Source organism: Acinetobacter sp. ANC_7588 (genome assembly GCF_056783995.1).
On record NZ_JBWYIU010000005.1, the window covers coordinates 63,358 to 76,039 of the forward strand.

Annotated in this window: 12 protein-coding genes; 4 read left to right on the plus strand and 8 right to left on the minus strand. The window is 38.7% G+C overall.

Annotated elements, in window-relative coordinates; all coding sequences use genetic code 11:
* Nucleotide 1: 1 nt before the first annotated feature.
* The 4 genes from lepB to AC1M9J_RS06540 form a co-directional block, all read right to left on the minus strand.
* Nucleotides 2-856: a signal peptidase I gene (gene lepB, locus AC1M9J_RS06525; RefSeq protein WP_481591419.1), complete on the minus strand. Its 855-nt coding sequence runs from the start codon at nucleotides 854-856 to the stop codon at nucleotides 2-4.
* 16 nt (nucleotides 857-872) lie between these two features.
* The gene (lepA, locus tag AC1M9J_RS06530; protein WP_035267184.1) at nucleotides 873-2,690 is read right to left on the minus strand and encodes a translation elongation factor 4; all 1,818 of its coding nucleotides are present in this window, start codon (nucleotides 2,688-2,690) and stop codon (nucleotides 873-875) included.
* Nucleotides 2,691-2,853: 163 nt separating this feature from the next.
* Complete coding sequence (locus tag AC1M9J_RS06535; protein WP_481595972.1) at nucleotides 2,854-3,315, minus strand: acyl-CoA thioesterase; 462 nt, start codon at nucleotides 3,313-3,315, stop codon at nucleotides 2,854-2,856.
* Nucleotides 3,316-3,427: 112 nt separating this feature from the next.
* Nucleotides 3,428-4,813, minus strand: a complete 1,386-nt coding sequence (locus AC1M9J_RS06540; protein WP_481952049.1) for a Do family serine endopeptidase — start codon at nucleotides 4,811-4,813, stop codon at nucleotides 3,428-3,430.
* 233 nt (nucleotides 4,814-5,046) lie between these two features.
* On the opposite strand from AC1M9J_RS06540, the gene nadB reads away from it, so the two are divergent.
* Nucleotides 5,047-6,678, plus strand: a complete 1,632-nt coding sequence (gene nadB, locus AC1M9J_RS06545; protein WP_481595970.1) for an L-aspartate oxidase — start codon at nucleotides 5,047-5,049, stop codon at nucleotides 6,676-6,678.
* Between the two features lie 36 nt (nucleotides 6,679-6,714).
* Here the strand turns inward: nadB and AC1M9J_RS06550 are convergent, their stop codons facing one another.
* The 4 genes from AC1M9J_RS06550 to pabC all read right to left on the minus strand — a co-directional run bounded on the left by AC1M9J_RS06550 (nucleotide 6,715) and on the right by pabC (nucleotide 9,698).
* On the minus strand, nucleotides 6,715-7,134 hold the full coding sequence (locus AC1M9J_RS06550) for a PaaI family thioesterase (RefSeq protein ID WP_481595969.1): 420 nt from the start codon (nucleotides 7,132-7,134) through the stop codon (nucleotides 6,715-6,717).
* Between the two features lie 61 nt (nucleotides 7,135-7,195).
* On the minus strand, nucleotides 7,196-7,819 hold the full coding sequence (gene tmk, locus AC1M9J_RS06555; protein WP_180028439.1) for a dTMP kinase: 624 nt from the start codon (nucleotides 7,817-7,819) through the stop codon (nucleotides 7,196-7,198).
* Nucleotides 7,820-7,833: 14 nt separating this feature from the next.
* Nucleotides 7,834-8,883, minus strand: coding sequence for an endolytic transglycosylase MltG (gene mltG, locus AC1M9J_RS06560; RefSeq protein WP_481595968.1), 1,050 nt, complete (start codon nucleotides 8,881-8,883; stop codon nucleotides 7,834-7,836).
* Between the two features lie 5 nt (nucleotides 8,884-8,888).
* Nucleotides 8,889-9,698 (minus strand): aminodeoxychorismate lyase, encoded by an 810-nt coding sequence (gene pabC / locus AC1M9J_RS06565; RefSeq protein ID WP_481595996.1) that lies wholly within the window; start codon nucleotides 9,696-9,698, stop codon nucleotides 8,889-8,891.
* Nucleotides 9,699-9,851: 153 nt separating this feature from the next.
* Between pabC and AC1M9J_RS06570 the strand changes: the two genes are divergently transcribed.
* The 3 genes from AC1M9J_RS06570 (at nucleotide 9,852) to AC1M9J_RS06580 (ending at nucleotide 12,672) form a co-directional block, all read left to right on the plus strand.
* Nucleotides 9,852-10,859 (plus strand): sulfate ABC transporter substrate-binding protein, encoded by a 1,008-nt coding sequence (locus tag AC1M9J_RS06570; RefSeq protein WP_481595967.1) that lies wholly within the window; start codon nucleotides 9,852-9,854, stop codon nucleotides 10,857-10,859.
* Nucleotides 10,860-11,034: 175 nt separating this feature from the next.
* On the plus strand, nucleotides 11,035-12,051 hold the full coding sequence (locus tag AC1M9J_RS06575) for a sulfate ABC transporter substrate-binding protein (protein WP_481595966.1): 1,017 nt from the start codon (nucleotides 11,035-11,037) through the stop codon (nucleotides 12,049-12,051).
* A 15-nt stretch (nucleotides 12,052-12,066) separates the two neighbouring features.
* A complete protein-coding gene (locus AC1M9J_RS06580; protein WP_481952050.1) occupies nucleotides 12,067-12,672 on the plus strand; it encodes an alpha/beta hydrolase in 606 nt (201 codons plus the stop codon).
* The last annotated feature ends 10 nt before the right edge of the window (nucleotides 12,673-12,682 follow it).

The window sequence follows — 12,682 nt, forward strand, 5'->3', positions numbered from 1 at the left end:
ATTACTGAATTTGACCATTACGACTGAATGATGGCAATTTCAAACCAGCTTCTTTATGCATCCATACATAAATTGCTTGTCCTGTTAAATTTGCCTCAGGTACGAATCCCCAGATTCGACTATCAGCACTCTGATCACGGTTGTCACCCATGGCAAAGTAATATCCTTTCGGAACAGTTACTTCCCAGCTTTGACCATTTGTTCTTACAAAGCGATCATTCGCAGTGGCAACATAAGGAAGATCTTGTTTGGTTTGTGCATAATTAAAATGCGCAATAATCGGGTTTTGACCTTCCAAATTACGAACCAAATACTTATGATCACCTAAAGTTTCATAATGATAAATTGAATTTGGCGTGTCTGAAACATCTTTTTCACGATTAAATTCAGTCGATTCCGTTACAACTTTTTCACCATTGATGGTTAATTGATTATTCTCAAAAACGATATGATCACCAGGTAAACCAATAATACGCTTAATATAGCTAATTGATGGGTTTGGTGGATATCTAAATACCGCCACATCACCACGTTCAGGCTCATTGACATTCAACACTTTGGTGTTGCTAATCGGTAAACGAACACCATATTGATATTTGTTCACCAAGATATAATCACCTGTTTCCAATGCCGGAACCATGGATTCAGATGGAATATTATAAGGTTCAAAGAAGAATGAACGCAGCACTAACACAACTGCAAGTACAGGCCAAAAATCATATGCCCATGTAATAATGAAATTTTCATTCCCTTTTCCTTTGGTTGCTCTTTGTTTGAGCACCAATTTATCCAGCAACCACAATCCAAAAAAGATTAGGGTTGCAGGTACGAGAATGAGGTTAAAATCAAAATCCATGGGATATTCCTTGTTGTTATCGCTCTACTTTTAACACAGCTAAGAAAGCTTCTTGTGGGATTTCTACACTACCCACCTGCTTCATACGTTTCTTACCTTCTTTCTGTTTAGCGAGAAGTTTCTTCTTACGTGAAACGTCACCACCATAACATTTTGCCAATACGTTCTTACGCATTGCTTTTACTGTTGAACGCGCGATAATTTGAGCACCAATCGCAGCTTGAATCGCCACATCAAACATTTGACGAGGAATCAAATCTTTCATTTTTTCTACAAGTGCAATACCACGATGACGCGCATCTTGACGGTGACAAATCATTGCCAATGCATCAACTTTTTCACCATTGATCAAGACATCTACTTTTACAAGAGAAGAAGACTCAAAACGGATGAAGTTATAATCTAATGATGCAAAACCACGTGAACATGATTTCAATTTATCAAAGAAATCCATCACGACTTCAGCCATTGGTATCTCAAATGTAATGGCTACTTGGTTTGCCATAAACTTCATATCTTTTTGAACACCACGTCGCTCAACACACAACGTCATTACATTGCCAAGATATTCTTGTGGCACAAGGATATTACATTCTGCGATCGGCTCACGAAGGTCTTCTACAGTAGATCCATCTGGCATTTTTGATGGACTGTCGATATAAACTGTCTCACCACTCTTCATGACAGCTTCGTAAATTACAGTCGGTGCCGATGAAATCAGGTCTAGATCATATTCACGCTCTAAACGCTCTTGAACAATCTCCATGTGCAGCATACCCAAGAAACCGCAACGGAAACCAAATCCTAATGCATCTGAACTTTCAGGTTCAAAGAATAATGCTGAATCGTTAATTTGCAGTTTTTGTAATGCTTCACGGAAAGGTTCAAATTCACTCGAATCAATTGGAAATAAACCAGCATATACCTGTGGTTTAACTTTTTTGAACCCAGGTAAAGTTTCTACTTCCGGCGTTGTAGCAAGTGTAATCGTATCACCAACTGGCGCACCAAAAATATCTTTGATACCAGCAATCACAAAGCCGACTTCACCTGCTTCTAAAATATCAGTTTCTGTATGTTTAGGATTGAAAATACCGACAGAGGTAATGATGTGCGTTTGACCTGTTGATTTCATCAACATTTTATCGCCTTTACGCACACGACCTTGCTTAATACGAACTAAGGATACAACACCTAGATAGTTGTCAAACCATGAGTCAATAATTAAAGCTTGAAGCGGCGCTTCACGGTCACCGGTCGGAGCAGGAATGGTATTCACAAGTGTTTCTAAAACACCTTCGATTCCTAATCCAGTTTTAGCTGAACACGTAGGTGCTTCAGTTGCTTCAATTCCGATAATGTCTTCAATTTCTTGAATAACACGCTCTGGTTCAGCTTGAGGTAAATCAATTTTATTAAGTACTGGAAGAACCTCAAGACCTTGCTCAATAGCTGTATAACAGTTTGCAACTGACTGAGCTTCAACACCCTGAGCTGCGTCAACAACTAAAAGTGCACCTTCACAAGCAGCAAGCGAGCGCGAAACCTCATATGAGAAGTCAACGTGCCCAGGTGTATCAATAAAGTTCAGTTGATATTCTTCGCCATTTGGGTGTGTATAATAAAGCGTCACAGATGCAGCTTTAATGGTAATCCCGCGCTCACGCTCAAGCTCCATTGAGTCTAGAACTTGCGCTTGCATTTCGCGATCTTGCAAACCACCACAGGTCTGAATAAAACGGTCAGCTAAAGTTGACTTCCCGTGATCAATGTGAGCAATGATCGAAAAGTTACGTATATTTTTGATATTTACGGATTTTTTAGCTTGCGCCATGGGTTACCTTGAACAATAAATTGCGCTATGCATGAAATAAAAACTACATAGCAAAAGCTGTTTAACAAATTGCGGACGATTATAGCAGATGGATTTTTCAAAGTATTCATAATAATGAACACCATGTGGTGAAATATTTAATTCGTCCGACTCAAGCAATTCTTTAGTTAGCGGGTAAAGAATAATCTTGAGTGAAATCCAAAGGATTTAATACCTCAGAAATAGGCTGATAAGCTTGAGTAAATGTTGGCGATAATCGTTTAGGTCTGCCTGTCGCAATCTCTACACAGGCCCATTTGGTATTTCCCACAAATAATAATGATTGGTCTGAAGGTCTAAAAAAAGCGTACTGACGGAATGAATACATCGCATTCAAATCATTAAGCCAAGTTCTTAAAATAATTTCATCATTTTCAAAACACGCCTTTCTGTAATTCATGTGATGCTCAACAGCAACCATGGCATGTTTGAGTTCTAGATATTGCTCAACCCCCAAACCCAATTGTTCAATATGTGCTGTTGCAACATCTTGCATCCATTTTACATACACCACATTATTCACATGACCTAAAATATCAATGTCTTGTGCTGTTGCTTTTATTTTAAGGTCAAAGATTGTACTCACTGTATTCCCTTGTATTGCGTATTCATCATCAACATTCGAAAAGATTTTAGTATAATTTTAGGGTTAAATAAAAAAGACCTTGCTATCGCAAGGCCTTTTATTCAATTCATGTTTACTTGATTCTTAATCCGATCATGGCATTTCGCCCTTCACGGATGATACCCACTCGTGCAACTGTATTCGTTTTAAGATTAGCCACCGCTTCCACAAAATCTTGTGTTGTACTTACATTCTTACCATTAATCGAGGTGATCACATCACCAGCCATAATACGAGATTGTGCCGCCAAACCTCCGCGTACAACCTCTTGAATGTAGACACCACCTTTAACACCAAGGCGTGTTTTTTCAACAGGTGCAAGTTCGCGTATCGCAACACCTAATGTAGGTCCACGTTTTTTAGCTTCACTTACATTTTGCGCTTGTGCTGGTGTTTCATCTGGTGCTGATGCAAGTGTTGCTGAAATCGTACGTACACGTTCATCGCGCAAGATTTCTAGCTGAATTTTTTGATTTGGCTGTGTTCTATTTAAGTAATTTAATAGCTCACTCGTTCTTGAAATTGCAGTTCCGTTGTATTTCAAAATAATATCATTTTGCTTTAAGCCAGCGCGCTCTGCTGGGGAATTTGGCGCAATTTCTGTGATTAAAGCACCTTCAGGTTTCGGTAACTTATAAGCTTCTGCAAGGTTACGATCAATTTCTTGTAAATGAACACCAAGATATGAGCGACTGACTTTACCATTTTTCTTTAATTGATCCGCCACATCCATCGCCACATCGATTGGAATGGAGAAAGACAATCCCATATATCCGCCAGTACCACTGAAAATACGAGAGTTCACACCAATCACTTGACCTTGTTGATTAAACAATGGCCCGCCAGAGTTACCAGGGTTTAGCGCGACATCAGTTTGAATAAACGGAACTGATGTTTCACCCAACATATTTCTTGATTTGGCACTGACAATCCCCGCAGATGCCGAGTATTCAAAACCAAACGGTGAGCCAATGGCAAGAACAGGTTCTCCAACTCTTAATTGGTCGATATTCCCAGTCGAAAGTGCTGGGTAGTTCGTACCTTCAACTTTCAGTAATGCCACATCAGTACGTTCATCACTACCAATAACTTTGGCATCAATCTCGCGACGATCATTTAACATGATGGTGATTTGTGAAGCATTTTCTACAACATGATGATTGGTAATCAGGTAACCATCACGGCTAATAAAAAATGCACTTCCAAAACCCGTTTTCTCTTGAGGAGCTTGGCGCTGTGGAATAATAATTTGATTGCCGAAGAATCGTTTCAGTAGTTCAGGTACTTGTTGTTGAAGAATTTCTTCTTGTGTCATTTTCTTAACAACATTCACGCTGACGACACCCGGACTTACTCGCTCTACAAGATTTGAAAAGTCAACAGTAGCCGCCGCTTGAGTTTGCACTGCCGCAGTAAAGACTGCAGCAAAAAGCCCTGATGCTATAACGCGATTTTTCATGTTAAGTGAACTCTCATTTATGATTCTTGGATAAAATAATTTTTAGCACAATCAAAATTCTCTGTGCGTAAATAAATGTTTCTATATTAATAGAAAACAATACTTTACTTAAAATATGATTAAAAACTAATAGTTCAAGTGCATAAAAAAAAATTTGATCAATCAAACTCTTGAATTTTGCTTTAAAAAAGAGCCATATTAACGCACTTTTAAAATTCAGTTTGCGAATGGAAATGCCGAAAAATACAAGTGCGTATCAATTTGATGTGATTATTGTGGGCAGTGGCGGTGCGGGTTTAAGTCTAGCACTCTCATTACCTGATCATTTTAATATCGCAGTGTTAGCAAAATCTCATTTGAAAGATGCCAGCACGTATTATGCACAAGGAGGCGTTGCAGCTGTTCTTGATGAGGCTGATTCTATTCAACAACATATTGATGACACGCTCATTGCAGGTGCTTATCTCTGTGAAAAACAAGCTGTTCAACACACGGTTGAAGGAGGAAAACCCTCTGTTGATTTTTTACTGAAACAAGGTGTTAAATTCACACTAGATGATGAAGATAACTTGCATCTCACACGTGAAGGTGGGCATTCTCAGCGCCGCATTATTCATTCCGCAGATGCAACAGGGAAAGCAATTTCAACCACTTTAGTTGAACGGGCACAAGAAAAAAACAATATTCACATCTTTGAAAATTACATTGCGATTGACCTCATTACAGCGCATAAGTTAGGTCATTTGAATCAGGAAAATCGTGCTTTGGGCTTATATGCTTTAGATGAGCAAACCGAGCAAGTGCATACTTTCTTAGCACCTTTTACTGCACTGGCATGTGGCGGTGCCATGAAAGCATATTTATATACCTCTAACCCTGATATCGCTACAGGCGATGGTATTGCAATGGCATATCGTGCTGGATGCCGCGTAGCCAATATGGAATTTAATCAATTCCACCCAACCTGCTTATATCATCCTCAAGCACGTTCCTTCTTAATTACTGAGGCAATGCGTGGTGAAGGCGCTTATCTTCGTTTACCTGATGGCGAACGCTTCATGCTCCGTTTCGATGAACGTGCTGAGTTAGCACCACGCGATATTGTAGCTCGAGCTATCGACTACGAAATTAAAAGATTGGGTATACGACATGTATGGCTAGATATTACCCACAAATCTCCTGAGTTCATTAAAGAGCACTTCCCTACGTTGTATGCTCGCCTACTCGAGCTGGGTATTGATATTACCAAAGATATGATCCCAGTTGTGCCAGCAGCGCACTACACCTGTGGTGGTGTAGTAGTAGATGAACATAGTCAAACGGACATTCAAGGTCTATATGCGATTGGTGAGACGTCTTATACGGGTTTACATGGCGCTAACCGTATGGCAAGTAACTCACTTTTAGAATGTTTTGTATATGGTATGAGTGCAGCAAAGCATATTCAAGATCAACATCAAAATATTATAGATCACTATGAAGTCCCTGAATGGGATGCTTCTCAAGTCATGAATCCTGATGAAGACGTTGTCATTTTGCAAAACTGGGATGAGTTACGTCAGACCATGTGGAACTATGTAGGTATTGTACGAACGACCAAACGTTTAGAACGTGCATTACATCGCGTTGAAATGCTGAAACATGAAATCACCGAATATTATCAAGATTATCATGTCAGTAAAAATCTAATTGAGCTACGTAACCTTGTACTCGTTTCTGAGATGATTATTCGTTGTGCGATGCAAAGAAAAGAATCACGCGGATTACATTATACCTTGGACTATCCTGAGCCTTCGCAAGAATTACGAAAAACCGTACTCACCCCACCAAATTTTGAAGTGGAAACACCTTTAGTTGAGGTTTAAGTTCAAAATAAAAAAAGCGAGTTCATACTCGCTTTTTTATGCCCTTTTGGGAGGAATTGAGTAAGTTCCAGTAACGTGAGCTATCGGCTCATCATTCCCAACAGAGTACAAGTAAACCTCTCCGACAACTAGAGTTTTGCCAACTTTCATTAATTTACAAACACCTTTGATGTCACAACCACCTTTCGGTTTTTTAAGAAAGTTTATATTCATATTGGTCGTCACTGTAAGACCTACAATACCAATTTCTCCCAGTATTGCGATATACAATCCATAATCGGCTGCTGTCATCATGGTCGGACCTGAAACTGTCCCTCCAGGTCTTAAATCATTTTCATCAACATGATAAATGACTGTAGCACCACGTGGCTCTACTGACACTATTTCACATTTTTGGAGACTTTGTGGAAATTCGGTTTGTAGGAATTTGAATATTTCTTCTTTATTACTGATCATATTGAGTCTAATCGTTTTTCCATAAACAATGACTCAATATAAATCATATTTGCTTTTTTAATTAGCACTTATGCTCAGCTTTCCATGAACTAATTCGTTCAATTGCATCATTAAATACTTGCTCAGGACTTTGTGTTGCATCAATACGCTTAACACGATTCGGCTCTAACTGATGCAATTCAGCAAATCCTGCACGTACTTTTTCAAAAAAAGCTGCTTTTTCTTGTTCAAACCGATCCAATGCTCCACGCGCTCGTGCTCGTTGCATCCCGAGTTCTGTCGGAGCATCCAACCAAAATGTCAGGTCTGGCATTTTTAGGACAAAGTTTTGGTTTAAAAGCGCTAATTTTTCACGGCTTAATCCACGACCTGCACACTGATACGCGAAACTGCTATCACAAAATCGGTCACATAACACAATCGAACCATTTTCAAGTGCAGGTATTATGACTTGTTGCAAATGTTGCGCTCGAGCTGCGTACATCAATAATAGTTCAGTATCATTACTCATTCTTTCTTCATGATTCACCGTCAGAAGTACGGAACGAATTTGCTCAGCGAGCGGAGTACCACCTGGTTCACGAGTTAGAACAACTTGCTTTGATTGCTCAAGGAAGTAGTCACGAATTTTATGGATCAATGTCGTTTTACCAACACCTTCTGTGCCTTCAAAGCTAATAAACACGTCTATTTTACCCCTTATTTTTTAGATCGAATCACAGCAAGATATTCTTGAACAGCGCGATTATGGTCATCTAGATTGGTACTGAATTTGTGACCTCCATTTCCAGTCGCCACAAAATAAATATAGTCAGAATGATCTGGATGCATTGCCGCTTCGATCGCTTTATCACTTGGTAATGCGATCGGTGTTGGTGGCAATCCGTAAATCGTATATGTGTTATATGGTGTCGGCGTTCTTAAATCTTTACGGGTAATGTTGCCCGTATATTGATCGCCCATGCCATAAATTACGGTTGGATCAGTTTGTAAACGCATACCTATTTTTAATCGACGAACGAATACGCCTGAGACTTTATCTAACTCATGATCAACATTGGTTTCTTTCTCAATAATTGATGCCATGATGAGCGCTTCATATTTATTTTTATAAGGCAAATCAGAAGCTCGATTTTCCCAGGCTTTATCTAGTGCCTTCATCTGATGTTGATACAAATCAGTTAAAATTTTACGATCTGTTTCACCCTTCGCAAAAAAATAAGTATTAGGCGCAAATAAACCTTCTGGATGTGAAAATGGAATATTCAATTCCTTTAATATTTCTGCATCACTCAAATGAACCAGCTCTTTCGTCACCAATTCATCATTTTTGAGTGCATTTTTTAACTGCTTAAATGTTGTACCCTCAATGACCAAAATTCGATTCAGTTGTGCATTTTCAGAATTCGAAATCATGTCTAGAACTTGACGGACACTCATTCCCTCTTTAACTTCATAAACTCCAGCTTTCATGCTGTCATGAATCATCAATCGTTGATAAATCTTTAAAATAATGGGAAATGAAACTTGTTTATTTTGAGCTAAACGATCAATAAATTGTGAGTAAGTATCACCATGATTAATCGCGAGCATTTGCTTTTTACCCTCTACAGGATAATCCTTCCATAGACTTGTAGATAGAATCATGGTTGCAAGCAACATTAGGCCTGCAATAATGAGTAAAAGCGCTTTAGGTTTAAAGGATGTCTTGCTGTTCTTTTTCTTTGTTGATTTCTGAGGAGAGGACATAAGCTTTAAATCTGATTAAGTTGAAGGTGGTGAAAAAGATCAATACACGCTTGTGTATCTAATCGACGATCATCAAGGCAAGAGGCGATTTTCATTGGGTGGAGCGCATTACAATAAAATACACTTTGAATGTGAGGAAGCTCATTCAAATCAATTACTCTTTTTTGGAACGTTATACCATAATGATTCATGCGCTCCAAAATTTCAGCACGCATCACCCCATGAACGCCATTATAACGAAGTTCAGGGCAAATCCACGTATCATTCAATCGTATAAAGCAGTTGCTGCTGATTCCTTCAACAATATAGCCTTGCACATCTGTAACTAAGGCTTCTTGAAAACCCTTCTCATCAGCTTCCTGCTTTAGTAACACTTGTTCTAACCGATTCAGTGATTTAATTCCCACCAATTGTGGCATGGTTAAACCCATCGCTCTCTCAAGTAAACCACTCACAATGACTTCATAGTGATGATCAGTCACGTTTTGCGGATAATAATACAACCAAAGATCTGCTGAATGATGAGGTAAACTGTATCCTCGTTGCCCCTCGCCTCGACTCAGTACAATTTTAATCGTCCCGTTTAACTGCTCATATTCTTGCTGTAAATACTGGATAGACTCAGCAATATAGTCAAGATTAGCTTGAAGTGACAATCGCTCAATGGCAGTATTCAATCTTTTTAAATGACGTTCAAATAATTCAATTTTATTATTTCGAATTCTTGCCGTGGTAAAACAGCCATCCCCATAATGGAAGCCTCGATCAAAAATAGATATTGCATCCATTGGCTTGGCATTTTTTAAACAGATCATTTCAAGCAACCTCATTCCGTTCTCATAGTGTAAAAAGTCACTCACAAAATGAATAGCTGTTTTGATCATAACTTTTTCATTTCTTCTTATTTTTTTATTTTAAAAAATTTCCCTATGCTCAAATCATCAAAAAACGACAAACACATAGGAATAATGATGCGTTCTTTTAAAATTGGGGTCATTGCAGCTTTACTTTCAGTCACTTCTGTTTCTACACTCGCAAAAGATTTTTTAAATGTTTCATATGATCCAACTCGCGAACTTTATGACAACTTTAATAAAGAGTTTGGAGCATATTGGAAAAAGCAGACTGGTCAAGATTTGAATTTTAAACAATCTCATGGTGGATCTGGTAAACAAGCGCGTGCGGTAATTGATGGCCTAGATGGAGACGTCGTGACTCTCGCACTCGCAGCAGATATTGATGCGATTGCTGAAAAAACCAATTTATTACCAAAAGACTGGCAGAAAAAATTTCCACAGAACTCTACACCCTATACCTCAACCATCGTGTTTTTAGTCAAAAAAGGCAATCCCAAAGGGATCAAAGACTGGGGAGACTTGATTAAAAATGATGTTGGAATTATTACGCCAAACCCTAAGACATCAGGTGGTGCGCGTTGGAATTACTTAGCAGCATGGGCTTGGGCAAAACACCAACCCGGCGGTAACGATGCTAAAGCACAAGAATTTGTACGAAAAATTTATAAAAATACTAAAGTGCTAGACTCTGGTGCACGTGGTGCAACAACAACTTTTGCAGAGCGTGGCATTGGAGATGTACTCCTGGCTTGGGAGAATGAAGCACATTTAGCTCTTCGTGAACAACCTGGAAAATTTGAAATCATTACACCAACACTTTCCATTCTTGCTGAGCCCCCTGTAGCAATTGTTGAGAAAAATGCGCAAAAAGATGGCAACCTCAATGTAGCAAAAGCCTATTTGAATTATCTGTATTCTCCAGCTGGTCAAACCATTGCTGCCAAAAACTTTTATCGACCACGAAATGCAACGGTACTTTCAAAATATCAATCCGTGTTTAAACCTTTAAAATTAGTCACGATTGATAAAGAGTTTGGAGGTTGGACAAAAGTCCAAAAACAACATTTTGATAATGGCGGGATATTCGATCAAATTGTCAAAGCAAACAGTAATAAATAAATTAAGATTTAAGCTTTAACTTATGGCTTGCCGATCATATTCATGATCGGCATTTTTTTAACAACACACCTAAATCTTTTTTTTTCATATAAAATTCATTTTTAATTATTTTTTATGCATAAAGATTAGATTTATTCTAGCACCATGTAACAGAATATTTTCTTTTGAGGTTGCCATGCGCTTTTCAGCTAAATTAAAACTTGGGGTTCTCGCAGCTTTTGTTTCGGCTGCTTCGCTTAGCGCTTCCGCTAAAGATTTATTAAACGTCTCTTACGATCCTACTCGTGAACTCTACGTAGAAGTAAATAAAGAATTTGGTGCGTATTGGAAATCTCGGACTGGGCAAAACGTCAACTTTCGTCAGTCACATGGCGGTTCAGGTAAACAAGCGCGTGCAGTCATTGATGGTTTAAATGCAGATGTCGTGACTCTCGCACTTGCAGCTGACATTGATGCTATTGCTGAAAAAACTAATTTATTACCAAAAGATTGGCAGAAAAAATTCCCACATAACTCAACACCCTACACTTCCACAATTGTTTTCCTCGTCAAAAAAGGAAATCCAAAAAATATTAAAGACTGGGGTGATTTAGTAAAACCGGGTGTGGACATTATTACACCAAACCCTAAGACGTCAGGTGGCGCACGTTGGAATTATTTAGCGGCTTGGGCATGGGCCAAACACCAACCAGGTGGAAATGACGCCAAAGCACAACAATTTGTTCAGCAAATTTATAAACAAACTAAGGTCTTAGATTCAGGTGCTCGTGGCTCAACTACAACTTTTGCTGAACGCGGTATTGGCGATGTTTTGCTTGCTTGGGAAAATGAAGCTCATTTAGCACTGCGTGAACAACCAGGTAAATTTGAAATTGTCACGCCAACACTTTCTATACTTGCTGAACCACCTGTAGCGATCGTTGAAAAAAATGCAGAAAAATCAGGCAATAAATATTTGGCGCAAGGTTATTTGAATTTCCTTTACTCACCTAAGGGACAACATATTGCCGCGAAGAATTTCTATCGTCCGCGTAATCAAGCTGTATCAAAACAATATTCATCAACATTTAAGCCATTGAAATTGGTCACAATTGATCAAGAGTTTGGTGGCTGGGCGAAAGTACAAAAAGCTCATTTTGAGAATAATGGTATTTTTGACCAAATTACCGAAGCCAATAACACAAAAAAATAATCAGTGGAGCATGACATGATACATACACTCATTGTACCCGGCGTCGGCGGAAGTGATGAAAATCATTGGCAATCATGGTTGCAACGTCAAGTCATGCCATGCTCACGTGTTCAACAAGATGATTGGAACTTTCCCTTACTTTCAGATTGGATCAATCGTTTTGTAGAAAAAATTTCGCAGATTGATGAACCCGTACAGATTGTTGCACATAGTTTTGGCTGTTTAACGTCAGTCGCTGCTTTGCATCAACACCCAGAAATAGCACAGAAGGTTAAACAACTGGTTTTAGTTGCTCCAGCCAATCCAAGTCGTTTTGGTGAGAATGGTTTTGCTCGTTTGAGTTTGACTGATTATAGTTTTTACTTTCATCAAATTAAGATTAGCGTTCCCACAAAAATGATCATCAGTGAAAATGATCCGTGGTTAGGTTTTGAGGATGCAAAAAAACTAGCAAAATCATGGGGTGTAAAGCCGATTAACTTAGGTCAAGTCGGTCATATTAATGTTGATTCAGGATTTGGACCATTTCCAGAGATCTTCGATTTTTTGATTCATGAAAAGTTGTCGAACTATATCAATAGTATTGATAATGGCAAGTTGTATTACAAATTTGCAATTTAAAGTTCGCCAC

Excerpts from the sequence above, each read along its gene's own strand:
- lepB (WP_481591419.1), bottom strand. The coding sequence starts at position 856 with ATGGATTTTGATTTTAACCTCATTCTCGTACCTGCAACCCTAATCTTT.
- lepA (WP_035267184.1), bottom strand. The coding sequence starts at position 2,690 with ATGGCGCAAGCTAAAAAATCCGTAAATATCAAAAATATACGTAACTTT.
- AC1M9J_RS06540 (WP_481952049.1), bottom strand. The coding sequence starts at position 4,813 with ATGAAAAATCGCGTTATAGCATCAGGGCTTTTTGCTGCAGTCTTTACT.
- nadB (WP_481595970.1), top strand. The coding sequence starts at position 5,047 with ATGCCGAAAAATACAAGTGCGTATCAATTTGATGTGATTATTGTGGGC.
- AC1M9J_RS06550 (WP_481595969.1), bottom strand. The coding sequence starts at position 7,134 with ATGATCAGTAATAAAGAAGAAATATTCAAATTCCTACAAACCGAATTT.
- mltG (WP_481595968.1), bottom strand. The coding sequence starts at position 8,883 with ATGTCCTCTCCTCAGAAATCAACAAAGAAAAAGAACAGCAAGACATCC.
- pabC (WP_481595996.1), bottom strand. The coding sequence starts at position 9,698 with ATGATCTGTTTAAAAAATGCCAAGCCAATGGATGCAATATCTATTTTT.
- AC1M9J_RS06570 (WP_481595967.1), top strand. The coding sequence starts at position 9,852 with ATGATGCGTTCTTTTAAAATTGGGGTCATTGCAGCTTTACTTTCAGTC.
- AC1M9J_RS06575 (WP_481595966.1), top strand. The coding sequence starts at position 11,035 with ATGCGCTTTTCAGCTAAATTAAAACTTGGGGTTCTCGCAGCTTTTGTT.
- AC1M9J_RS06580 (WP_481952050.1), top strand. The coding sequence starts at position 12,067 with ATGATACATACACTCATTGTACCCGGCGTCGGCGGAAGTGATGAAAAT.